The following is a 23505-nucleotide window of genomic DNA, read 5'->3' as shown; positions in this document are numbered from 1 at the left end:
GTTGCAAGTTGAAGAGCTTCTTTCTCATTTGAACCCAAAACAAAGGGAAGCAGTTTTATATGATAAGGGCCCTCTTTTGGTTTTAGCTGGTGCCGGAAGCGGGAAGACGAGGGTGTTGACCTACAAGTTCGCCTACCTGGTTGCCTCCGGCCTTGCCTCGCCATGGCAGATTTTAGCGGTTACCTTTACCAATAAGGCTGCCAAAGAGATGAAAGACAGGGTTCAAAGCCTTTTGGGATCAAGTTTTAAAAATTTACATATTTCGACTTTTCATTCCTATGGCGTGGAACTTCTTTATCGCTATTCGAAGGAGACCCAAGATGTTGGGATAAAGGTTCCTTTTACCGTTTTCGATAAAGGCGATTCTAAAAAGGTAGTGGAAAAGCTAATGAGGGATTTCAATATTGACAAAAAGCGGTTTGACGCGATATTTATCCTGGATATGATCTCAAGGGCTAAGGCAAATGCCGATCCGAAATCGCTTTTATCGGATGTTACGCTTGAGACAAGGTGGCGAGAATTTTACGATGCCTACAACGAGGAACTTCGAAGGCAGGGGGCAGTTGACTTCGATGATTTGCTTCTTTTGCCCCTACACTTGTTCAGCGTGAATGAAAGAGTGCTTGCAAAGGAGCGAGCACGTTTCAAGTGGGTACTCGTTGACGAATATCAAGACGTAAATCCGCCTCAGTATAAGCTTATCAAGATGCTGGCCAAATCTGGCAACATTATGGTTGTAGGCGATCCCGATCAGTCCATTTACGGATGGCGTGGGGCTAATATGTCCATAATAATGAACTTCGAGCACGATTTTCCCGGAGCTAAGGTGATCACCCTTGATCAAAATTATAGGTCCACTGGCATGATCCTTGATGCTGCAAACGCAGTGATCAAGCATAATGCTGAAAGAAGACCTAAAGATCTGTGGACTGCAAATCAAAGAGGCACCCCTGTCATGGTATATTTGGCAGGAAGCGACCGCCTCGAAGCGCAATTTATAGCTGACGAAATCAGAAGACTTTGTCATTCCGGATACTCTTACGATGATATAGCTGTACTTTATAGAATCAATGCCATGAGCCGAAGCTACGAACAGAACCTCATAAGTAGTGGCATTCCCTACAGGATCGTAAGAGGCGTTTCCTTCTATGAAAGAAGGGAAGTAAAAGACGTCTTATCTTACATGAGGCTGGCAGTTAATCCGGCCGATGGTGCCGCATTGCATAGGATAGGAAACGTGCCTGCCAGGGGTCTTGGTATAAAGAGTTTGGCGGCGCTGGAAAATTTCATCGCGAGCACGTCCTTGCAATATGCGAATCCCTTAGATCTATGGAAGGAACTTTCTTTAGCCAAAGATTTGCCGCTCAAGGGCAGAGCAAAAGCAGGTGCCAAAGAGATAGCAGATTATATGGTTCAAATATTGTTGCGCTCAAGCGAAATTAAAGAAGTCATATATTTCATAATGGACGAAATGGGATATGGTTTATATCTGAGGGAGAAATATCCCGACGACTGGGAGTCCAGGGTCGAAAACGTGCACGAGCTTCTTTCGGTAAGCGTGGAAGGTGGCGATTTGGCCAAGTTTTTATCGATGATCGCTCTTTATTCTGATGCGGACGTAGAAGAAATCGAGGATAGCAGGGTAAACCTGCTTACACTTCACGCAGCTAAGGGACTTGAGTTCCCCATCGTTTTTCTGGTCGGGTTGGAAGAAAACATTTTCCCTCACGCGAGGGCAAAAATGGATGACTCGGAGCTGGAAGAAGAAAGAAGATTATGTTATGTGGGGATGACTCGTGCCATGGAAAGGTTGTATTTAACAGGCGCTCAAAGAAGAATGCTGTTTGGCAACTTGCAGTATAATGCCTTTTCGAGGTTTTTAGAGGAAATCCCCGAGTGCTATAAGAGAGTTTACGATATGGCTTTAGATGAAGAGGTGTTGACTGATGTTGGTCATAGGGCTAACTGGAGATATTGGAGCAGGTAAAAGCACCGTCAGTAGCTTGCTTGAAAGGATGGGAGCCGTTGTTGTAGATGCTGACAAGATAGTAAGGCAAATATGGACAAGGCCCGAAATAATAGAGGCGGCAAGCAAACGCTGGGGGAAGGATATATTGGATGAAAATGATCGCATACTACCACATGTCGTGGCCTCTAAGGCTTTTTATGACGAGACGGAGTATAAATGGTTGTGCGAACTGATTCATCCTTCGGTCATGGTGGAGATGGAAAAGGCGTTATCGGGCGATAATGGCCTAAAAGTTTTTGAGATACCTTTACTTTTTGAGGCTGGCAAACCTGAGTGGGTAGACTTTGTGGTTTACGTGACCGCTTCTAAAGAAGTAAGATCAAAAAGAAACCTTATAAGAGGTTTAGACGAAAAGGCCATAGCCTTGAGGGAAAGGTGGCTTTTGCCGGCCGAGGAAAAAAAGAAAATGTCAGATTGGGTTATAGAAAACGACGGTGACCTGCAATCTTTGAGGGAAAAGGTAGATGCCTTGGGAGATCTTCTTTTAAAGCTTGCCTATCCAATAATGGTTTCAGTAACCTGTGGAGGAGAAGAAGAAGCCGTTAATATTGCAAGAGAATGCATTGAAAAAAAGCTAGCCGCGTGTGCCAACATCCATCCCGCAAGAAGCATCTATCTATGGCAAGAAAATGTTGAAGATGAAGAGGAATGGGAGGTCAGTCTTAAATCTCTTCAATGCAGATTATATCCCTTAAGAAAAACTATCTTGGAAAAGCACAGCTATGACACACCTGTTATTCTGGTTCATCCCTTGAAATGGGTGAACCCCAAAGCTTTGCTGTGGCTTAAGGGGGTTTTGGGTATTTGAAGGTAATCACTACTCACATCGGAGCGGATTTTGATTCGCTCGCGAGCATGATAGCTGCTGCAAAGTTATATCCGGGAGCGGTTCCCTGCTTTTCGGGCTCGGCATCGAGAAACGTCAGGGACTACTTAAAACGCTATCAGAGCAGATATAAAGTTCTAACCCCCCGCAAGGTAAAGATGGACGAGGTTACGACCTTGATAGTCGTAGATACCCGTTCTGCGTCGCGCATAGGACCCTTCGCGGCACTTGTTGGAAAAAAAGACGTGACGATTCATGTATACGATCACCATCCCGGCGACGTATTAGATGAGTTGCCAGCTTCTTATAGCAGGGTGGAAGTCCTAGGGGCGTGTACGACTTTGCTCGTGGAGGTCATTCTGGAAAGAGGGATAGCAATCTCCCCTCACGAGGCTACTCTTTTTGCCATGGGTATATATGAAGATTCGGGAGCTTTGACCTTTGGAAGTACTTGCAGGAAAGATTACGAAATTATCGCCACATTAAGGGAATTAGGAGCCGATATGACCCAAATTCCCATTTTCGTTGAGCAATCCCTCACGTCGGCCGAGAAACAGTTATTAAACGAACTCATAGACAATTCATGGGAAAGGTACATAAATGGGGCCAAAGTTGTCCTGTCTGCCTTGAACGCGACCCGATACGTCGAAGGTCTATCTTTATTTGCGCATCGCTTGCGCGACTACTTTGACGCAGATGTTGCTGTATGCGTCGTTTCCATGGGGCAAAGAACCTATATAGTTGCAAGAAGCAAAGAGGAAATCTTAAATGTGTCCGACTTTTTGGCGCAGTGGGGAGGGGGAGGACATCCTCAGGCCGCATCAGTGACACTTGAACGTACCAATCCTTATATTTTAATAAAGGAAGTCGAAGATAAGTTAGCCCGAGATATCAAGCCCCTTTTGACGGTGGCCAGCGTTATGACAAGCCCCGTAATGGCCATAGATCCTGATCTTCAGGTGGATGAGGCTTATAAGCTCATGATTCGCTACGGTCATTCGGGATTGCCCATTGTTCAAGATGGCAATCTCATAGGCATCATAACCCGTAAAGACCTGGATAAGGCACATCTTCATGGCTTTGGCAGTGCCAAAGTGCGGGAATTTATGACCGAAGGAGTCATCACCGTCCATCCTGAAGCGTCTGTTTCAGAGGCCCATAGGCTGATGGTATTTCACAACATAGGTCGCCTGCCCGTTAAAGAAAACGGCTTGCTTGTGGGCATTATAACCAGGACTGACTTACTTCGGGCACTTTATCCCATTTCTGTGCCTCCTGAGGAAAGGTCTCTGGGGTCCGTTCTTCCTTGGACGGAAGATGTTTCAGAGCTCATGGCGCAAAGGCTATCGCCGTGGATTACTCAAACTCTCAGGCGCTTGGGCAAGCGCGCAGAAGAAATGTCACTTAAGGCCTACGTTGTGGGTGGTTTTGTGAGGGACTTATTATTGGGCAAGGAAAACCAAGACCTGGACATCGTAATTGAGGGCGACGCGATCTCTTTTATCAAATCGTGGGAAACCGATGGCTGCACGGTCGCTGTGCATGAGCGCTATAGGACAGGAACAATAGTTTTTCCTGGGAATAAGAAAGTTGATGTCGCCACAGCTCGCAGAGAATTTTACGAATATCCCGTTGCACTGCCCAAGGTTGTAGGCGATAGCCTGAAACATGATCTTTACAGGAGGGATTTTACGGTCAATTCCATGGCCATATCTATTAACGAAACTTCATGGGGCACATTGATCGATTATTTTGGTGGACGGCGAGACCTTCAAGAAAGACAGTTGCGCGTTTTGCATAATTTAAGTTTCGTTGAAGATCCCACTCGAGTTTTGAGAGGTCTTAGGTTAAAACACAGGCTTGGTTTTGAATTCGAGGATAACACCTACAGGTTAATAATGAGTGCTGTCAAAGGTGGATTGCTAGGGCTACTTTCTGGTACCAGAGTTAAAAATGAGCTCAAACTGATCTTTCTTGAGGAGAAAGTTTATCCAATCGTGCTTGAAATGGTACGTCTTGGGATCTTTGAAGCTTTGTTCCCTGGGATTAAGATAGATCGCAATTGCCTTCGAATTGTCCGCAGATTGTCTTTCTTTATGCGCCGCCTTCGCTACGATTTGCCCCATATGGAAGAAAAGGTTTGGTTGGCCTTTCTGGCGGCGATAATTTTTTCATCGGTAGAATGGGTGCAAAACGCGACGCTTGATAAACTTCATTTGTCCAAATTGGACAGAGAGATTATAGAAAAGGCTTTAGATGATCTTGGAACCGCAGAAAACGCCATTGGAGGACGGGGCATGAGAAGCCACGATGAGATTTATCTTTTCTTGGCAGATGTACCTTATGTGACTGCACTTTTCTGGGCTGCAGCTACGGAACAATGGCGCGTTAGGAGGAGAATTTTGCTGTTTCTGACGCGGCTTCACAGAGTACATCCTATACTTATGGGAAGAGATTTGGTAGAGTTAGGCTATCCCAGAGGTCCCATAATTGGAAAGATACTAGACGAGCTTTTACGGGCTCGACTTAGAGGGGAAGTTGAAACTAGGGAGGACGAAATCAAATGGGTGAAAAAGCGCTATCCGTTGTATGCTTTAAAGAAAGGGTAAAGATATGATGGGATTTCCAAACTGGGTAGATCTTCTGTTGAGCTTGCCGGCCGTATTGTGGGCCATCACTTTTCACGAATATTGCCACGGTTATGTGGCCTATAAATTGGGCGATGATACCCCCTTGAAATCGGGGCGTCTCACTTTGAACCCTTTAGCGCACTTAGACCCCATCGGAGCGCTCATGCTTCTCATATTTCGATTTGGTTGGGCAAAGCCCGTGCCCATCAGCACTAGGAACTTTAAAAACCCAAGAAGAGATCTTGCCCTTGTCTCGCTTGCCGGTGCTGCTGGCAACTTAATCACGGCTATCGTTTGTGCCTTGATCGTCAGGTTGTTTCCCGCCATATTTTTTAGGAATTTTGCCCTTTCAAGATTTATATTACTCATGATCATGATCAACGTAGGGCTAGCGGTATTTAATTTGCTTCCCATACCACCCCTTGATGGCTCAAGGATCCTTTACGTCTTTTTGCCCCCTAAGGCAATGAAGGTTTATCTTTATCTTGAACGGTACGGCGTTTTGATAATACTGGTTTTAGTTATGCTGGGCGTTATTCAAGCGATTATGACGCCCGTGATCATGGCTATATTTCGGATCATGTTATAATAAATTGAAACTTATTTTTATAAGAGGTTTAATATGAGAATATTAGTCACCAATGATGATGGTGTTCTCTCCCGTGGGATAATAGTTTTAGCCACCTTTTTGCAAAGTGGAGGGCATGAGGTCATCGTCGTAGCTCCCGAGAGACAGCATAGCAGCGGAGGGCACGCCCTAACCTTGCATCGTCCCTTGAGATTGTGGCAAGTGAGCAATGGTCCCTATCCGTCAGGAATTGTTGTTTACGCTTGCAATGGGACGCCTGCTGACAGCGTAGTGCTCGGACTCGAAGAGTTAGATCCTTCCGTAGAACTTGTATGTTCGGGAATAAACATTGGTCCAAATTTGGGCGATGATCTAACATATTCCGGGACTGTTGCAGCTGCTATGGAAGGGGTAGTGCTCGGACGCCCTTCTATAGCCTTTTCTCTGGACTGTGAAGACGAAGAAAGCGCTAATTTCAGTACCGCTGGTATGGTTTCGCTGAAATTAATCCAGTGGCTTCAAAGTCATCCCTTGGGTAAAGGGTTGCTTTTAAACGTCAATATACCGAATAAAGATGCAAAAGCCATTTCTGGGCTTAAGGTCACTAAAAAAGGCCTTAGAATATACGAGGGAAAGGTCAGTAAATTACGAGACCCGCATGGCAGAGTCTATTATTGGATAGCAGGCAAACCGGCAGATCAACTCATTGAGGGTACCGACGTTTGGGCAGTGGCAAATGGCTATGTTTCGATTACGCCGGTGCATTTGGACATGACTCATTACCCTTCTCTGCAAAAGTTGAAGAATGAAGGACTGGAGGAAGTGATGTTATAAATGCCGTGGGTGGAGTTGCCTCATACTGCGGATGCCGGCTTAGAAATAAAAGCTTCAGACGCCGAGAGTCTGATAACGGAATCGGCCAAGGCGCTGTATTCTTTTATATTCGGCGAATTTTTGGAAACTTCAAAGTCACAGTCTGGCGAAGAATACGTTGTAGAACTTGATTGCATCGATCTACTCGAGCTTTTCGTGTCTTGGCTGAATGAACTTCTTTTTATATATGAGGTTAAAGGGAAGATATTTTTGCCCGAGAATGTAGAAATTGACTTGCAGGGTGTTAAGCTTCTTGCGAGGGGAACACTGCAAGATGCGCCTCGCCCCGTAAGGGCAGTTAAGGCCGTGACTTACGGAGGTGCGGAGATCAAGAGTGAACCAATATGGAAATTTAGAGTGTATCTCGACCTGTAAGAAGGAGGTGTTTCCACTATGGCGTTAAAGAGATTGGATCACGTCAGGTGGATGTTGGAAAAGGATTTCAAGGCCGGGATGAGAGTCACAGGGCTCATATACGGAGACTCCTACATAATTCAGGGTTTGGAAGAGGAGGGAGCCTTGGAACAAGTTGCAAACGTGGCATGCTTGCCCGGAATTTTAAAGCACAGCTACGCTATGCCAGACATTCACTGGGGATACGGGTTTCCTATAGGTGGAGTTGCAGCCTTCTCTATGGAAGAGGGAATTATTTCCCCTGGAGGGGTTGGTTACGACATATCCTGCGGCGTTAGGGTGATGTTGACTTTTTTAGATGAGGATGAAGTGGCATCCCGCATAGACGAGTTAGCGGCTGCGATATTTTCCAAGGTGCCATGCGGCGTAGGTTCCAAGGGAGCCTTGAAAATAAGCGAGGCCGAGCTGTTAGAAGTGCTAAAGCATGGGGCTGCATGGGCCGTTAAAAAAGGATACGGCGAACGGGAGGACCTTGAATGCATAGAAGATGGAGGCAAGCTTCCTCACGCTGATCCAAGTGCCGTCTCAAGGAAGGCACTGGAAAGAGGCAAGCCTCAACTAGGTACTTTGGGTAGCGGTAACCACTTCCTTGAGATCCAGGTTATAGATGAAGTTTATGATGAAAATGTAGCAAGGCAACTCGGCTTAAATTTGGGACAAGTCACGGTGATGATTCACTGTGGCAGCCGAGGGCTGGGACACCAGGTATGCGATGATTACATAAAGGTCATGCTTAGGGCAATGAACAAGTACGGCATAAGCGTTCCCGATCGACAATTATGCTGTGCACCTTTAAAATCAGAAGAGGCGAAAAGCTACTTAGGTGCCATGCAGGCTGCAGCAAATTATGGCTTGGCCAATAGAGAGGTAATAGGCCAACTTGTAAGGGATGTATTTAGCAGGTTTTTCCCAAAAACTGACTTGAAGCTTCTTTACGACGTTAGTCATAATATAGCCCATATCGAAAAACATGAAGTTGACGGCAAGCTCATGGACGTGTGTGTTCACAGAAAGGGCGCAACCAGAGCATTCCCTCCTGGACATCCGTCTTTACCTGAAAAGTTTCGTCAAGTTGGACAACCGGTGATAATACCGGGCAGCATGGGCACGGAAAGCTATATCCTGGTTGGAACAAAGAGGGGAATGGAAGAGTGTTTTGCTTCAACATGCCATGGCGCAGGAAGGGTGATGAGCAGAAGGTCCGCCATGAAAGACGAACAAGCGGATACTGTTTTAAAAAGGCTTGAAGAAAAGGGCATAAAAGTTATGGCCGAACAAATAAGGACTGTAAGAGAAGAAATTCCAGAGGCTTATAAGGACGTATCGCGCGTTGTAGATGTCGTTGAAAAAGCGGGAATAAGCAGAAAAATTGCCCGAGTACGTCCTCTAGCGGTCATCAAAGGTTAAAGTGCGTAAAATCATTGAATAATCGCATTTAAGAAATACAGAGACGAGGCCAAAGAATGGCTTTCATTGGCCTCGTCTTTTAAATTCATATTTCTAGCCCTTACTTAAGGAACTTAAGGATTTTTCTTTCCTGTTAGCTCGTCGACCTTAATTTTCCAGACCAATACGCGATCCAACATGGCCTTGGAAAATTCAAATCGCTCAGAAGTGTAGTGTCCCATAAAGGTTTCAAGAGCCTTTGTTTTTTCGGCTACATCTTCGACGAATTCCACGACACCCGATCCCATAACGCTGCGATAATGAGTTGTCCAATCACATGATCTCGATCCCTCTATTATTTCCCATTGTGGAACTATGCAAAATGAAACGTGAGGGTTTTGTTTGGCAAATTCGACCTTTTTCCCCTCTCGAGCAGAATGAAGATAAAGATATCCGCTTTGCCATGCGTAATGCATGGGCACCACATAGGGTTCGTTTTCTTTGCAAAGAGCCAAATAGCAAACTTTCCCCTCTTTTAAGATTTCTTCAATTTGTTTTGCATCGGTTATTTCGCGATCTTTCCTTCTCAAAGCAGTCCCTCCTTCTTGTACCTGAAAGGTTTAGTTACCAAACGGCAATGTGTCCGTCAGTTCGAGGTTCTGTAGCACAGCAATAAGTCCCGTGCTCTGTCTTCCATATTATTTGACCTCTACCGAAGGAGTGGTGCTCCAACTCCACTTTCACGTCGTGTCCTATTCTGGACAAAGCCGCCGGAATGTTTTCGGGTGTTCCGTATTCTATCGATACCACGTTGTCTTTGATCCACTGCCAGCGCGGTGCATCCAATGCCTCTTGAGGGTTAAGATGGAAATCCAGTAAATTTGCCAGAACTTGCACATGAGCTTGAGGTTGCATGTATCCTCCCATGATTCCAAAGGGCCCGATGGGCGATCCGTTTTTTGTTAAAAATCCCGGAATGATCGTATGATAAGGGCGCTTTCGGGGGGCAAGGGCGTTAGGGTGTTTAGGGTCTAAAACGAAGCAATGCCCTCTATTGTGTAATGCAATTCCGGTGCCCGGCACTACAAGACCAGACCCAAATCCCATGTAGTTGCTTTGAATGTAAGAAACCATGTTGCCTTCCTCGTCGGCTGTAGCGAGGTACACTGTATTGCTTTCTGGGACGATACCTGGACCATAAATCTTAGCTTTTTCGCTTATTTCAGTTCTCCTTTTTTGGCCGTAGTCTTCGGATAATAGCTTAGTTATAGGTATATGAGAATAACTGGGGTCTCCTATTAGTGACAAACCATCGGCAAAGGCCAGCTTAATGGCCTCTATTTGAAGGTGATAAGATCTGGGATCCTCTTTGTAGATCATTTCGTATCCTTTTAGTATGTTGAGGGCAATTAAGGCTACAAGTCCCTGTCCGTTAGGAGGAAGTTCCCATACATCTATCCCCCTGTAGTTAATGTGCAGTGGCTCTACCCATTCGGGCTCGAAGGATTCAAAGTCGCTTAAATCAAAATAACCGCCGGTTTGGCGAGAGAAACGCACGATTTTTTCCGCCAGCAAACCCTTATAAAATGAATCCGCCCAAGTATCTCCTATTTCTTGTAGGGTATTTGCCATTGCTTCACATCTCCAAATCTCTCCGGGAAGGGGAGCTCGTCCAAGGGGCGCAAAGGTCTCAAACCAGTGCTGAAATACATCATCTTTTGCGACCTCTTGATACCACTCAAAACGTCTTTTCCAGTTTTTCGTCAATTCCGGGGAAAGGGGATAACCTTCCCTAGCATATTGAATGGCTGGTTTTAAAACTTCGTTTAAAGGCAATTTGCCGAAGCGCTTTACTAGGGTGGCCCAGGCTGCTGGAACACCGGGGACGGTAACGGCGGGCCAACCGATGGGAGGGATTTCATCATATCCCTCGCTTTTTAGTTTTTCGATAGAAATGTTCTTTGACGCAGGGCCGCTGGAATTTAGGCCGTATAATTTATTGTCAATGCAAACTATACAAAAAGCATCCCCGCCTATGCCATTAGAAGCCGGTTCTACGACGGTCAGACATGCAGCTGTAGCTACTGCAGCGTCTACGGCATTCCCGCCTTTCTTTAAGATCTCAAGTCCAGCCTCAGCTGCTAAAGGCTGTCCAGTTGCGACCGCCCCTTTTTTGGCGAATACGAGGTTTCGCCGTGACGGATATTTATGTGAATAAGGATCAAACCACATAAAAATCACCTCGCATGGTATATTTTAATTAGTATAAACTAATATTCGAAAAGGGGGGTGATGTAAATTGTCCGATATTTTTGACGTTCAAATGGCGGAAACCTATGACGATTGGTACAAGACGCCAAAAGGTAGGCTGGTAGACAGGATCGAAAAAGAAGTCATATACGAATTCTTAAAGCCCCAACCGGGGATGAAGATCTTAGACATAGGGTGTGGAACGGGAAATCTTTCTTTGGAATTAGCCAAATTGGGAGCCGAAGTTACAGGTGTCGATATTTCGGAAGCCATGCTGGTTAAAGCGCGCGAGAAGGCTGCCAAGGAAAATCTCTGCATAAGCTTTTGCCGTGCCGATGCGAACAACCTGCCCTTCGAGGATGAGACCTTCGATGCAGTAGTTTCTCTTTCGGCCCTAGAATTCGCCTCTGATTTAAAGAAAACTCTATTAGAAATTTATCGCGTGCTAAAACCGGGCGGTCGCATGGTAATCGGTCTTATTGGAGGAGGAAGCGCCTGGAGCATGTATTACGAGGAAAAGGCCAAGAAAGATTCTGAAAGCGTCTTTAGACATGCCCACTTTCGAACGTTAGATGAACTTATTGCTGCCATGCCTGGTGAAAACGTTCAGGGCAAGGCGGTTTTATTCGTTCCTCCGGATTTTAATTTCGAGAATGTGGAAGAGGCACTGGCACTGGAAGAAAAAGCTCAAAGGCAGGGCAGGACCGATGGTGGGTTCATTTGTGCCGTGTCTTATAAGCCTTTACCTAAAAGAAAGGAGCTTGATTGAGAATGGGTCATACTGCTTTTTTAATTATCGACATGCAAAATGATTTTTGTTTGCCAGGGGCGCCCTTTGAAGTGAAAGGCGCGATGGAGGTGGCAAAAAAGATACGTGAAGCCTTGCAAGCTTGCCGAAAACACGGGCTGTACGTTGTACACGTATTCCGCTATTATCGGCCCGACGGAAGCGACGTTGAAATCACCAGATACGATAAGTTCGTGCAGGTCGGTGGGGCCTTGATCGAAGGGACGAAGGGTGGAGAAATTGTCGATGAGCTTAAACCCATAGAAGGCGAATACCTAATTTGCAAGAAGCGATGGAGCGCTTTCTTTCAGACCGAACTAGACAATCTTTTAAAGCGCCTTGGCGTGGATCAGGTCGTCGTTACGGGAGTTCAAACGCCTAATTGCATCAGGGGTACAGTCTGGGACGCTAACTCCCTGGATTACGAAGTTATCGTCCTTACCGATGGGACGGGAGCCAGCAGTCCAGAGGTTCATGAAGCAAATCTCAATGATATGAAAAACATCGGCATTAAGCTGATGACGGTGGAGGAGTTCATCAAGAGCTTGCCCAATCCACCGAAAGACGATTTAGTAGAAAAAATTAGAAACAACGTATTGAAAGCAAAATTAGAAAGTAGAGCGTAATAGGACATAAAGCAAATGAGTTCAATGGATTGAGGGTGTTTTCCAGCACCCTCTTATTTTTTTGATTTCCCTTTAAAACCCCCCTATATCGATATGCCAGTTGATAATCATTTTAAGAAAGCTAAATTAACGAGATATATACGATATGGTGCAAAGCGTTCTCACATGTTTATTTTATTTTAATTTCTTATTAGCTTCTTGACATAAGAGATCAATTGTGTTAATCATATAACTAATAGGAATGCAGTATATGGTATTCCAATCATTGCCTTTAAAGTCCACTGAGGAGAGGGGGTTAACAGATGCAAGTAAATTTTTTTATGTGGATTTGTGCGTCTCTTCCCATATTGGCCATTCTTATCTTGATGGTGGGGTTTAAATGGAGTGCTTCAAAAGCGGGACCGACAGGTTTTTTTGTCGCACTCGCGGTTGCCGTTCTGGTATTTAAAGCAAACTTTCATTTGTTGGCCAATTCAAATGCAAAAGGTTTTGTAATGGCATTTTACGTATTGTACATTGTATGGGGTGCTTTACTGCTTTATAATGTTGTAGATATAACTGGTGGAATAGAAAGCATTGGCGCCACCTTTATGGCAATGACGAAGAACAAGATATTGCAGCTTTTAATGATCGGTTTTGCCTTTGTCACCTTTTTACAGGGAGTTGCGGGGTTTGGCGTTCCTGTAGCTGTGGGGGCGCCTTTGTTAATCGGTATGGGATTTGACCCTGTCACTGCCGTAGCTGTAGCGCTAATCGGGCATGCTTGGGCAGTTACTTTCGGTGATATGGCTGCTTCTTTCGCAAGTTTGCAGCAGGCTACGGGGTTGTCTGCAGCTGACTTGGCTCCTTGGTGCGGATTTTTTATCGCTTTAGCAGGAATATTTTGCGGAATGTTCGCGGTGCATGCTTACGGGGGCACAAAAGCTCTGCGTCAAGGAATTGTACCTACACTCGTAGTTTCCCTATCAATGTCTATCTCGCTTTGGTTTATAGCCCAATGGGAACCAACGTTGGCCACTTTTTTGTCCGGGATCATTGGAATGGTTGTTACCGCTGTCTTATCAAGGGTTAAGGTATACAACACCGAGGCCGCGGTAGAAGCTTCGGCCTCTGCAGGTCACTTAACTTCAAATCCCGTAACTGCAAAGGGTAAGGTAGTGGAAAAAAAGATGCCCTTTAACCTCGCCTTTGCTCCGTATTATTCCCTGATCATCATTGTTTTATTTGTCAAGTTTGTGCCCGGTGTTGAGGATTGGCTAAAAAATCTATTAGTTCTCAAACTTAAATTCGGGGAATACTCCACAGGACTTGGTTGGGTTACGCCGGCTGGATCTTCTACAAGTGTCGGTATTTTTTCTCATGCAGGTGCGTTTCTTTTCTATGCATCTTTCATTGGCATACTAATATATCGTGCTAAAGGTATTTGGAAAGCAGGTATGTTGAAGAAACTTCTATCCAAAGTTGTAAAAGGAGGGGTTAACTCCAGTATTGCTACAACTTCTATGGTACTTATGGCTTTTATAATGGTCGAATCTGGTATGACTTACATGTTGGCAAAGGGTGTAGCTGATGCATTGGGTTCTATATATCCTATCTTTATTCCTTTAGTCGGGGTACTTGGAGCATTTATGACAGGAAGTAACACCAATTCCAACGTGATGTTTGGAGCCTTTCAGGTGCAAGTCGCAAATATCCTCGGCATTAGTACGTTAATTAGTGCCGCTGCCCAAACTGCAGGCGGTTCCATAGGCAGCATGTTGGCTCCATCTAAAGTTATAGTGGGCACCTCGACGGTTGGGCTAACCGGACGCGAAGGGGAAGTCATAGGTAAAACGTTAAGATATTGCGTTACCTTAGCGCTGATCCTGGGAATTGTGGGTTGGGTCATGTTGTTTATATTATGCAGGCACGTTTATTAGGATATAAATGGAGGGAGATTTATAATGAGCGGCAAAAAGTCCAGTCCGGTGTTACTGGGATTCGCGCTTCTTGGAATGCTTATTGCACCTCCTCTTTTGCTGTATCCGGCAGTCATTAAGGAGAATGTTGCCTTAGAAGTGATTGGATATCTCGTTCTTGTCATATCAATGTTGATTCCCATTTTTAAAGGGTAATCTCAATATCCATATTGCACTTGACGCGAATGAAAAAATGAGTTATCTTTGAACAAGGATTGGCATACCGTATTCCAAATGCGTGAAAAGGATACAAGAAGATGCAGGAAGGGATAGAAAGGTGAATAAATACCACTTTTATGTTGCAGAGGGCTTGCCAGAAGATAAGGGAAAAGACATAGTAAGAATGGATCCCGAGGATATGAAAAACCTTGGAGTCCAGACTGGAGATTTCCTCTTGATTAAAGGAAAATCGCAAGTAGCTTTAAAGGTTTTTCCTTGCCCGACAAATTTTCGAGGAGCCCGTTTGATTCAAGTTGACAACATAGCTCGAGAGAATTTGGGGGTCAGCATTGGAGATCCAGTTGAAGTAGAAAAAGTAGAACCCACTCCCTTGAAGACGGTTATGTTGGATAGAGGAGGGCTTGCTCCTGATGAAATACCTTCACAAGAGGAACTTAAAAGGCACTTGTTAGGCCGGGCTGTCATTATTTCAAATAAAGTCCCGGTCGTGCTTTATGGTGGAAGTGCTATAGCCCTGAGGGTACAGGGTATGGCGCCTCCAGTGGAGATAGGACTTGTTACAAAAGACACCGCCATCATTTTGGTAGATCAGACTTTGGATTCTAAAAGAGATAGCGTGAGCTACGAAGATATAGGAGGCTTGGATGAGGAAGTTAAAAAGGTAAGAGAGCTTGTTGAACTTCCGCTTACACGTCCTGATCTTTTTAGAAAAGTTGGTATTGAACCGCCCAAGGGTATTTTACTCTACGGGCCTCCTGGCACGGGCAAAACCTTGATAGCTCGTGCCGTTGCGTCCGATTCCAGGGCTTATTTTATAGCAATTAATGGCCCTGAAATCATGAGCAAGTATTATGGAGAAAGTGAAGCCAGGTTAAGAGAGATTTTCGAGGAGGCCAGAAAGAACTCGCCGGCGATAATCTTCATCGATGAGTTGGACGCCGTTGCGCCAAAGCGCTCAGAAGTTGTCGGTGACGTCGAAAAAAGGGTTGTGGCGCAGCTACTTTCCTTGATGGATGGCCTAAAATCACGAGGTGACGTAATAGTTATAGGTGCTTCAAACATGCCCGAGTTGTTGGATCCCGCTTTACGAAGGCCGGGCCGATTTGACAGGGAAATCTTTATCGGTGTTCCCGGCACACGAGGAAGAGAAGAGATACTAAAGATCCACACAAGAGGGATGAGCCTGGCACCCGACGTCGATCTCAAAAAAATTGCGTATCTGACACATGGGTATACAGGAGCTGATCTTGCCCAGCTTTGCAAAGAAGCAGGCATGCGCGCCCTCGGGCGTTATATGGACAGACATGAAGTTGGAGATGTTATTGTCACTAAAGAAGACTTTGAAAACGCTTTAAAGGCAATTGAACCCTCTGCCCTTAGGGAAATGGTCGTGGAAGTCCCTTCAGTCGGATTCGAAGATATAGGCGGTTTAAACGATATCAAAAAAAATCTTTTAGAGCTTGTCAAAATACCGCTGCAACATAGCGAGGAATATGAAAGTTATGGTTTAAAAAAGGCCAGATTTATATTTTTCTTAGGTCCTTCAGGAGTTGGCAAGTCATTGATGGCAAACGCCATTGCTAAAGAAGCAGGTCTTAACCTCATACACATAACCCCTCCCATGCTAATATCCCACAAAATCGGCATTGAACAGTCCATAAGTGACGTATTTAAGCTGGCTAAAAGAGTTTCTCCTTGTGTGCTACTTTTCGATCGAATAGATGGTACTGTTCAAACCCTTGGAGAGAGATTCACTAATCAGCTAATTATGGAACTTGATGCAAATAAAGAAGTGAATAATGTGATCATTGCGATAGCTAACTCCCTTAAAGGAATTGACCAATCTCTTATTTCTTCTAACAGATTAACCAAGATGTTTACCTTCAATATCCCTACCATTGAAGAGAGAAAAGAAATTTTAGAAATCATTCTTAAAGATCTGCCCAACCACGAGGTATCGATTGAGTATTTGGCAGAGGTTACGGAAGGCCTGACTGGCGCTGACTTAAAAGCTATCATCGAAAAAGCTTGTCATAGGGTTCTTTCCAAAAAGATCCTAAACAGAGGAGGTGGGGTCCTGACAAATAAGGAGGTATTGGCTGTCTTGAAAGAGATTGATTTTAGACGGGAGGTGCAATTTAATGAATCTCGATGTCAAGAAGTTGTTTGAGGAACCGAGCCTTATTCAAATTACAACTTGGGCTCGAGGCGTTATCGAGAATAAGGACGCAAGGGATGTCGTTTTCGCGCTTGCTAATGCTGGATCTAAAGAAGGTAAATACGTTCAAGCATGGGAAAACTACGTCGATCTTCCCGATAGAGTTGGCGTCCCTGTTCGCGCATACGCCAGGATTAGTGATGAGCCGCTGCTAAGCAAATACGTATACGAAAATGAACACCCTGATGTCGTGGTATTGACTAATGAGGCTCTAGTAAAGGGAAACGACGTATTGCAAGGTATGAAGCCGGGTGGTGTGTTAATAGTCAACACAAAAAGAGACCCAGAATACATTTTGAAGTTTTTAAAGGACACGACCTATCTTGGAACGATCGGGTGCATCGATGCGACTGAAGTTGCCGGACACGTGCAAACACTTTCTGGAGCCGAAGGCGCAACTGATGCGTCAGGCATAGGCGTTGGCGTTGGAGCCGTTTTGGCCGGGGCCGTTGTGAAGGCAAAATCCATCGTTAAGCCCGAGAACGTGCTTTCCTCGGTTCAAAACGAGGAAGCTTGCCGATATGGTTATGATGAAGTTCGCTTAGTGACAGTAAATACGACATTCCCCGAGTTTAAACCGGCTCCTAAGAAGCCATTGGGACCAGAGGACCTTCCTTTTGCGGGCACTGTTCCTTCTGTTGATAAGGAAAACGAAAAGAGAATTACGGGTAATTGGAGGAGCGAACGTCCTGTATGGTCTAAAGAACGTTGTACTAACTGCTTGCTATGTTGGGTAAATTGCCCCGATTCAGTTGTGGTTTACAAGACACCTGAGGCTGCGGATTTCACTAATTTGAAATATTGCAAGGGATGTGGCATTTGCGCAGAAGTATGTCCAACTAAGGCAATAACCATGGTCCCAGAACTGGATTTTGAGGATTAGGAGGTGAGATCCATGGGAAAAAAGAGGCTTATATCTGGAGTTGTAGCCACTGCTGAAGCCGTAAGGCTTGCAGATGTAGACGTGATTACTTCGTTTCCTATAAGGCCCTATACGGGTATAATGTCTGAATTGGCAAGGATGGTGGCTGATGGAGAGTTGGACGCCGAGTTTATCCATGCTGATGGCGAACACGCCCAGCTCAGCATAGTGTATGGAGCATCGGCTGCTGGTGCGAGGACGTTTACTGGAAGCTCCGGAGTGGGAGTAACTTATGCCATGGAGGTGTATTCTCCCATTTCAGGAACAAGGCTGCCTGTTCATATGGCGATTGCAGATAGGACGCTTGATCCTCCCGGGGACTTTGGTTCTGAGCATACAGAGGCCGAATCATGCCGAGATCAATGTTGGATCCAGGGATGGGCGGCTACTCCCCAAGAGGCTCTTGATTTGACGTTATTGTATTACCGAATTGGCGAAGATCCCAGAGTGTTGCTCCCTCAGTATGCTTGTCAGGATGGTTACTTTGTCTCCCATATCGCCGGTGAAGTGGAAATCCCAGACGAAGGTCAAGTAAAAGAATTTTTGCCACCCTATAAGAACAAACATTCGCTCAATATTTCCGATCCCATGATAATAGGCGCTCAGATAGAACCTGAGATGGGACCGCCTCTTCAATATCAACGGTACATAGCCATCCAAGAAGCCAGAAAAGTAATAGCAGAAGCTTACAAAGAATTCGGAGAAATATTTGGTCGCAAGTACAGTCCTTTTGTCGAAGAATATATGACCGATGACGCTGAAGTTGTCATTTTCATTCAGGGAGCTCATTCAGTTACAGCCAGAAACGTTGCACTAAAACTTCGAAATCACGGAGAAAAGGTGGGCGTAGTGCAACTGCGCACCCTCAGGCCTTTCCCGACGGAAATTGTACGAGATGTTTTATCCAGGTTCAAAGCCGTGGGCGCGGTGGATAACTCCGTTAACTATGGCATTGCAGGCGACGGAGGAGTATTGCTGAGTGAAGCCAGGACGGCCTTATACGGATTGGGAGATAAAACAAAGACGGTTGGCTTTGTCGGGGGGCTTGGCGGTGAAGTCATTACCATGGAAGAGTTCTATAAGATGTACGCTAAGCTAAAAGAAATTGCAAAAACTGGCAAGGTCGAAAGAGATTCTTACTGGCTCCCGTACGAGCTTTAAAGGAGGTGAAGGTGATGTTGGAGACTATAAAAACGCTTCGTGATATGCCTAAGGAAGAATACTACGTTCCCGGACATAGGACGTGTGCAGGGTGTGGTCCTGCGTTGGTATATAGATTAGTGGCGAAGGCTGCGGGTCCAAATACCATCTTCGTGGGGCCTACCGGTTGTATGTACGTTGCAAACACAAGCTACGGTTGCGGTCCTTGGGCGGTGCCTTGGATCCATGCCCAAATTACAAATGGCGGAGGAGTAGCTTCGGGCATAGAAGCAGCCTATAAGGCCATGATGAGAAAGGGCAAATACACAGGTGAGCGTCCGCATGCGATAGTCATGGCTGGGGATGGAGGCTCTACCGATATTGGATTACAAGCTCTTTCGGGCATGATTTACCGCGGACATGATGTGCTTTACATATGCTATGACAATGAATCTTATGCTAATACGGGCATTCAGACTTCACCTACAACCCCTTGGGGAGCGGTTACTACGTTTACTCCCTCGGGCCCTGCGGTACCGGAAGGCAAAAGGCTATGGCCGAAGGACAATGCCCAGATGATAGCTCATGGGCATCCGGAGCTTAAATATTTGGCCACGGCCTCTCCCGCTTTCCCGGTGGATCTTTTCAATAAGGTTAGAAAAGGCCTTAATGCAGAGGGTCCGGCTTATTTGCACATCCAAGCTCCTTGCCCCAAGGGATGGCAGTTCCCTTCAAATAAAACCATTGAAATGGCAAAGCTTGCTTTGGATACGGGCATGTTTCAACTATATGAGCTTGAAGATGGCAAGTATAAAATGTCCTACATGCCTAAGGAGCGCAAACCCGTTGACGAATTCCTTAAGCTGCAGGGAAGGTTCAAGCACTTAAAACCTGAACATATCGAAAAAATCCAGAATTTCGTTGATCAGAAGGTCAAGGCAATAGAGATCGAAATAGCAGCTCTGTCGTAAGGTGTAGTTAAGTTGGATTAGCAGAAACAGGCCCTCTTTTATATGAGGGCCTGTTTCCTTTCTATTCTATTTATCCTTCGTTGGAAGTTTCTTAACCTTATCGCCTTTCTTTACCTTACCGCCCTTGGTGACAGCGCAAAATATGCCCTTCTTTGGCATGATGCAGTCGCCGGTTATCCTGTAGATCTCACACTTGCTGTGACATTTTTTGCCGATTTGTGTCACCTCAAGCAAAGCTTCACCTACTTGCAACTTATCTCCGACAGATAAACTTTCCGTATTAAAGCCTTTTACCGTGATGTTTTCGGCAAAACTCCCTGCTTTAAGATCGGGGAGTTTTTCTTGCATTTCTTCTATGTCCTCAAGGGCGAGCAAGCTTACCTGCCTGTGCATGAAGCCTGCATGGGCATCACCTGCCAAGCCAAGGCCTTCGACGAGCAAGGCCTCGCCAACGTCTTCCTTGACGGTGCCCTTTTTCTTAGAAAAGCATACCGCCCACACTACGCCTTCGCACATTGTTTCGCTTCGCTTTCTTCCTGCTTGGCGTTGCCCTTTTTGGCCAAATAATCCTCTATGGCTGCCTTGATTCCTTCCTCGGCCAACAAAGAGCAGTGTAGTTTTTGAGGTGGAAGCCCATCCAGTGCCTCGGCTACGTCTTTGTTGGTGACTTTAAGTGCTTCGTCTAGCGTCTTGCCCTTGACCATCTCGGTTACCATCGAGCTTGTTGCAATGGCAGCGGCGCAGCCGAAGGTCTCAAATTTGACGTCTACAATACGATCATTTTCTATTTTTAAATATATTTTCATGACATCCCCGCAGACGGGATTGCCGACTTCGCCAACTCCATCCGCATCATCTATGCGTCCGACATTTTTAGGGTTCATAAAAAGATCTATTACTTTTTGAGAATACACATTTACTACCCCCTTTTGCCAAGAGGAGACATGGCTCTTAAAGACTCTACCACTTTCGGTAGGTTTTCCAAAACGTAATCTATATCTTCATCACTTGTATCTTTTCCTAAAGTCAGCCTTAAGGACCCATGAGCAATCTCATGTGGCAATCCTATGGCAAGGAGCACATGACTAGGTTCCAAGCTTCCTGACGTACAGGCAGAACCACTGCTTGCCCCTATTCCCAATGCATCAAGGCGCAAAAGCATGGATTCTCCTTCAATGTAGTGAAAGCAGAAACTTGTATGAAAGGGAAGGCGCTCAGTGCGATGACCCGTCAAGATAACATCATCGATGCGCTCAAGGATGCCGTCTATTAAACGATCGCGAAGACGTTTTTCGTTCTCGTTTTCGTTGTTCGCGAGCCTTTTTGCGGCTAAAACCGCGGCTTTGCCGAATCCGACAATTCCGGCAGTGTTTTCAGTTCCAGAACGCAACCCTCTTTCTTGTCCGCCACCGTGAATCAAAGGCGCGATTTTAACCCCCTTCTTTACATACAACGCACCTACGCCTTTAGGGCCATACATTTTATGTGCAGCCATTGTCATCAAATCTATTGGAAGTTTTTTTACGTCAATGGGAAGATGCCCCGTTGCTTGAACCGCGTCAGTGTGAAAAAGCACTCCCTGTTCGCGGCAAATACTTCCTATTTGTTCTATCGGTTCGATAGTGCCTATTTCATTGTTTGCGAATTGTATAGTAACTAAAATTGTATCAGGTCGAATGGCTCGCTCGAGCTCATCCAATCTCACCATTCCATATTTGTCTACCGGTAAAATCGTGATATCAAAACCTTCTTTGCCCAGCCATTTGCATGCATCTAATACTGCATGGTGTTCTATGGCAGATGTTATGATATGATGTCCCCTATCTTTTCGCGCGTAAGCTATACCTTTTATTGCAAGGTTGTCTGCTTCGCTGCCACCGCCGGTAAAAATTACTTCCGTGGGGTCGGCATTTATTAATTGAGCTACTTGATTTCTTGCTTCATCCAGGGCCTTTCGTGCCTTTCTGCCCCATGCGTGAAGGCTGTTTGGATTTCCGAAATCGGAAGTAAAATAAGGCATCATAGCCTCTAGTACATCATGGTCGACTGGCGTAGTTGCTGAATGGTCGAGATAAACAGAACGGCTCATTGTTTGCATCGCCTCTCTTTATTAGATTGACCTAACTTAAGTTTATTTTCTAAGAAGAGGATTGTCAAGTAAATGAAATAGAAATGTCTAGAAATTATTTTAAGAAAAGTACATAGAAGACGACCCATCGTGACTTTTAGTTTTACTTTAAGGGCTTGTCTTTGACTATAGCTGGCTTTTGGTATATAATGTGCCAAATGGCAATGTTATTATGCAATTTTATGGAAAATAGGAGATGAAGCATGGAAAAGGCAAGCGTTATAAAACCACTAGTTGATACTAACATAAGTGACAAGGTGTTTGCTGTGCTCAAGACCGCCATCCATCGTGGTGAGTTACAACCGGGTGATCCTCTTATTGAACGCGATCTTGCCGAAAAACTCGCGGTATCACGCACGCCAGTGCGTGAAGCAATACAGCGCCTGAAAACGATGGGATTAGCGGTTCAAGTGTCGAGAAAAACAGTGATAGTGGCAAAACCTACGCCAGAGGAAGTATTGGATACATTCCATGTTCGTGAGGTCCTTGAAGGGCTTGCGGCTAGTCTTGCAGCGACTAACGCGACACCCGATGATCTTGCCTACTTTGGCAGCTTGGTTGAGGATATGGAACAGTGCATCAATGTAAATGACGACGATAAGTTAGAAGAACTTCACATGCTTTTTCATGAAAGATTATATCGAGCTTCTGGAAATAAAAAATTATGTCAACTGCTCATGGATTTAAGGGATTGTATAAAAGCCTATACTCGTATTGGATATGCATTCCCGGGCAGAAAATCGGAGGCTGCCCTAGAACATAGAAAAATATTGGATGCATTGGTTTCCAAAAACCCCAGAAAGGCCGAAGAGTGGGCTAGAAAACACATCAAAAGATCAAAAGAAGCATATATAAAGGAATTACAAAAAAATTCGTAAAGGCCATAGAAAGCATCAAAGGCGGCTTATTTTCGTTTGTTGCAATTTTCTTTTTAAGCATTCATAACTAAAATTGCGAGCGATTACGAGGTTTTTGTATTTAGTAAGTCAAGGTGAACAAAAGCACAAACAAGCTTAATTTTGCGTGATAACATAATAACAAATTGGCATTCAAACAGACAGCGTTCAACTCAGGCTTTTATGGGATCGCTCTTCTCTAAATTGACGAGAAGAGCGATTTTTTTCGCTGCCTATGGCAGTAGATAAATTTCACGCTGACTTTATACTTCAATTATGCACTCATGTTTTGCTTCTTCTTTATCGTATAATACCTTTATTTACGGTGTCTTTTTGTTGGGTCAAGTCCATAATTTTCTGTCAAATTACCCCCTGATTAAATCTGGAGGTTAAATTCCCGCCATTACTGGAGCTACTTCACCTATTTCACAATATTGCTTATGTTTTTGTCTCTGTTCCTGTTTTTTCCATTCTCGAAGTACTTCTTGTCTCATATCCTTTCAGGTTAATTCCCAATCATTCACTAAATAACCACAAGCTACATACAGTTGTCGCTCGTGTTTAATATCCCCTGGCTCAGTAGCTTTCCTATCTTGGTATCTAAGTATTTAGGTATCTAAGTATTTATTTCCCCCGAATTTATTGCCATTTAGAGGGATCATCTGCCAGTGTTTATAACCTCTAGTCGTGGTGTAGGAGACTT

Annotated in this window: 21 protein-coding genes; 16 read left to right on the top strand and 5 right to left on the bottom strand. The window is 45.0% G+C overall.

What is annotated here, in order from left to right; translation table 11 throughout:
• The first annotated feature begins 1 nt into the window (after window position 1).
• The 7 genes from Q7P41_RS10870 to Q7P41_RS10840 are packed head-to-tail and all read left to right on the top strand — an operon-like array spanning window position 2 to window position 8747.
• Complete coding sequence (locus Q7P41_RS10870) at window positions 2–1987, top strand: ATP-dependent helicase (RefSeq protein ID WP_303884203.1); 1986 nt, start codon at window positions 2–4, stop codon at window positions 1985–1987.
• Window positions 1947–2837 carry a dephospho-CoA kinase gene (gene coaE, locus Q7P41_RS10865; RefSeq protein ID WP_303884201.1) on the top strand — a complete coding sequence of 297 codons (891 nt, stop codon included), beginning with the start codon at window positions 1947–1949 and terminating at the stop codon, window positions 2835–2837. The genes Q7P41_RS10870 and coaE overlap by 41 nt, the downstream gene beginning before the upstream one ends.
• Complete coding sequence (locus tag Q7P41_RS10860) at window positions 2834–5464, top strand: CBS domain-containing protein (protein ID WP_303884199.1); 2631 nt, start codon at window positions 2834–2836, stop codon at window positions 5462–5464. The genes coaE and Q7P41_RS10860 overlap by 4 nt, the downstream gene beginning before the upstream one ends.
• A 7-nt stretch (window positions 5465–5471) precedes the next feature.
• Window positions 5472–6074, top strand: coding sequence for a site-2 protease family protein (locus tag Q7P41_RS10855; RefSeq protein ID WP_303884262.1), 603 nt, complete (start codon window positions 5472–5474; stop codon window positions 6072–6074).
• A gap of 33 nt (window positions 6075–6107) precedes the next feature.
• Complete coding sequence (surE, locus tag Q7P41_RS10850; protein ID WP_303884197.1) at window positions 6108–6887, top strand: 5'/3'-nucleotidase SurE; 780 nt, start codon at window positions 6108–6110, stop codon at window positions 6885–6887.
• Entirely contained in the window at window positions 6888–7301 is a 414-nt protein-coding gene (locus Q7P41_RS10845) for an archease (protein ID WP_303884195.1), read from the top strand.
• A gap of 18 nt (window positions 7302–7319) precedes the next feature.
• Window positions 7320–8747 carry an RtcB family protein gene (locus tag Q7P41_RS10840; protein ID WP_303884194.1) on the top strand — a complete coding sequence of 476 codons (1428 nt, stop codon included), beginning with the start codon at window positions 7320–7322 and terminating at the stop codon, window positions 8745–8747.
• Between the two features lie 113 nt (window positions 8748–8860).
• Here the strand turns inward: Q7P41_RS10840 and Q7P41_RS10835 are convergent, their stop codons facing one another.
• Both Q7P41_RS10835 and Q7P41_RS10830 read right to left on the bottom strand, forming a co-directional pair.
• Entirely contained in the window at window positions 8861–9316 is a 456-nt protein-coding gene (locus Q7P41_RS10835; protein ID WP_303884192.1) for a pyridoxamine 5'-phosphate oxidase family protein, read from the bottom strand.
• 34 nt (window positions 9317–9350) lie between these two features.
• Window positions 9351–10958: a gamma-glutamyltransferase family protein gene (locus Q7P41_RS10830; protein ID WP_303884190.1), complete on the bottom strand. Its 1608-nt coding sequence runs from the start codon at window positions 10956–10958 to the stop codon at window positions 9351–9353.
• Window positions 10959–11025: 67 nt separating this feature from the next.
• Here Q7P41_RS10830 and Q7P41_RS10825 point away from each other — a divergent pair, with 67 nt between their 5' ends.
• From Q7P41_RS10825 to Q7P41_RS10790, 8 genes are all read left to right on the top strand, one after another.
• Window positions 11026–11745, top strand: a complete 720-nt coding sequence (locus Q7P41_RS10825; RefSeq protein ID WP_303884188.1) for a class I SAM-dependent methyltransferase — start codon at window positions 11026–11028, stop codon at window positions 11743–11745.
• 2 nt (window positions 11746–11747) lie between these two features.
• A complete protein-coding gene (locus Q7P41_RS10820) occupies window positions 11748–12389 on the top strand; it encodes a cysteine hydrolase family protein (RefSeq protein ID WP_303884186.1) in 642 nt (213 codons plus the stop codon).
• A gap of 302 nt (window positions 12390–12691) precedes the next feature.
• On the top strand, window positions 12692–14308 hold the full coding sequence (locus Q7P41_RS10815; RefSeq protein WP_303884183.1) for an L-lactate permease: 1617 nt from the start codon (window positions 12692–12694) through the stop codon (window positions 14306–14308).
• Window positions 14309–14332: 24 nt separating this feature from the next.
• On the top strand, window positions 14333–14503 hold the full coding sequence (locus tag Q7P41_RS10810; protein ID WP_303884181.1) for a hypothetical protein: 171 nt from the start codon (window positions 14333–14335) through the stop codon (window positions 14501–14503).
• Between the two features lie 121 nt (window positions 14504–14624).
• Window positions 14625–16697: an AAA family ATPase gene (locus Q7P41_RS10805; RefSeq protein WP_303884180.1), complete on the top strand. Its 2073-nt coding sequence runs from the start codon at window positions 14625–14627 to the stop codon at window positions 16695–16697.
• Window positions 16669–17628 carry an oxalate oxidoreductase subunit delta gene (locus tag Q7P41_RS10800; protein WP_303884178.1) on the top strand — a complete coding sequence of 320 codons (960 nt, stop codon included), beginning with the start codon at window positions 16669–16671 and terminating at the stop codon, window positions 17626–17628. Before Q7P41_RS10805 ends, Q7P41_RS10800 begins: the two co-directional genes overlap by 29 nt.
• Before the next feature lie 12 nt (window positions 17629–17640).
• A complete protein-coding gene (locus tag Q7P41_RS10795) occupies window positions 17641–18828 on the top strand; it encodes an oxalate oxidoreductase subunit alpha (RefSeq protein ID WP_303884176.1) in 1188 nt (395 codons plus the stop codon).
• 14 nt (window positions 18829–18842) lie between these two features.
• On the top strand, window positions 18843–19778 hold the full coding sequence (locus Q7P41_RS10790; protein ID WP_303884175.1) for an oxalate oxidoreductase subunit beta: 936 nt from the start codon (window positions 18843–18845) through the stop codon (window positions 19776–19778).
• A gap of 66 nt (window positions 19779–19844) precedes the next feature.
• Here Q7P41_RS10790 and Q7P41_RS10785 read toward each other — a convergent pair whose 3' ends face one another.
• Genes Q7P41_RS10785 through nifS form a run of 3 tightly spaced genes read right to left on the bottom strand, consistent with a single transcriptional unit; the run spans window position 19845 to window position 21867 of the window.
• Entirely contained in the window at window positions 19845–20294 is a 450-nt protein-coding gene (locus Q7P41_RS10785; RefSeq protein ID WP_303884173.1) for an MOSC domain-containing protein, read from the bottom strand.
• Window positions 20279–20692, bottom strand: coding sequence for a Fe-S cluster assembly scaffold protein NifU (nifU, locus tag Q7P41_RS10780; protein ID WP_303884171.1), 414 nt, complete (start codon window positions 20690–20692; stop codon window positions 20279–20281). The genes Q7P41_RS10785 and nifU overlap by 16 nt, the downstream gene beginning before the upstream one ends.
• A gap of 5 nt (window positions 20693–20697) precedes the next feature.
• A complete protein-coding gene (gene nifS, locus Q7P41_RS10775) occupies window positions 20698–21867 on the bottom strand; it encodes a cysteine desulfurase NifS (protein ID WP_303884169.1) in 1170 nt (389 codons plus the stop codon).
• A 242-nt stretch (window positions 21868–22109) separates the two neighbouring features.
• Here nifS and Q7P41_RS10770 point away from each other — a divergent pair, with 242 nt between their 5' ends.
• Window positions 22110–22784 (top strand): GntR family transcriptional regulator, encoded by a 675-nt coding sequence (locus tag Q7P41_RS10770; protein ID WP_303884168.1) that lies wholly within the window; start codon window positions 22110–22112, stop codon window positions 22782–22784.
• The last annotated feature ends 721 nt before the right edge of the window (window positions 22785–23505 follow it).

The organism is Acetomicrobium mobile (assembly GCF_937920065.1).
This window is presented reverse-complemented; position numbering and strand designations above follow the sequence as displayed.

Excerpts from the sequence above, each read along its gene's own strand:
- nifS (WP_303884169.1), bottom strand. The coding sequence starts at position 21,867 with ATGAGCCGTTCTGTTTATCTCGACCATTCAGCAACTACGCCAGTCGAC.
- Q7P41_RS10855 (WP_303884262.1), top strand. The coding sequence starts at position 5,472 with ATGGGATTTCCAAACTGGGTAGATCTTCTGTTGAGCTTGCCGGCCGTA.
- surE (WP_303884197.1), top strand. The coding sequence starts at position 6,108 with ATGAGAATATTAGTCACCAATGATGATGGTGTTCTCTCCCGTGGGATA.
- Q7P41_RS10785 (WP_303884173.1), bottom strand. The coding sequence starts at position 20,294 with ATGTGCGAAGGCGTAGTGTGGGCGGTATGCTTTTCTAAGAAAAAGGGC.
- Q7P41_RS10795 (WP_303884176.1), top strand. The coding sequence starts at position 17,641 with ATGGGAAAAAAGAGGCTTATATCTGGAGTTGTAGCCACTGCTGAAGCC.
- Q7P41_RS10800 (WP_303884178.1), top strand. The coding sequence starts at position 16,669 with ATGAATCTCGATGTCAAGAAGTTGTTTGAGGAACCGAGCCTTATTCAA.
- Q7P41_RS10845 (WP_303884195.1), top strand. The coding sequence starts at position 6,888 with ATGCCGTGGGTGGAGTTGCCTCATACTGCGGATGCCGGCTTAGAAATA.
- Q7P41_RS10840 (WP_303884194.1), top strand. The coding sequence starts at position 7,320 with ATGGCGTTAAAGAGATTGGATCACGTCAGGTGGATGTTGGAAAAGGAT.
- Q7P41_RS10815 (WP_303884183.1), top strand. The coding sequence starts at position 12,692 with ATGCAAGTAAATTTTTTTATGTGGATTTGTGCGTCTCTTCCCATATTG.
- Q7P41_RS10790 (WP_303884175.1), top strand. The coding sequence starts at position 18,843 with ATGTTGGAGACTATAAAAACGCTTCGTGATATGCCTAAGGAAGAATAC.
- Q7P41_RS10810 (WP_303884181.1), top strand. The coding sequence starts at position 14,333 with ATGAGCGGCAAAAAGTCCAGTCCGGTGTTACTGGGATTCGCGCTTCTT.
- Q7P41_RS10830 (WP_303884190.1), bottom strand. The coding sequence starts at position 10,958 with ATGTGGTTTGATCCTTATTCACATAAATATCCGTCACGGCGAAACCTC.
- Q7P41_RS10820 (WP_303884186.1), top strand. The coding sequence starts at position 11,748 with ATGGGTCATACTGCTTTTTTAATTATCGACATGCAAAATGATTTTTGT.
- coaE (WP_303884201.1), top strand. The coding sequence starts at position 1,947 with ATGTTGGTCATAGGGCTAACTGGAGATATTGGAGCAGGTAAAAGCACC.
- Q7P41_RS10770 (WP_303884168.1), top strand. The coding sequence starts at position 22,110 with ATGGAAAAGGCAAGCGTTATAAAACCACTAGTTGATACTAACATAAGT.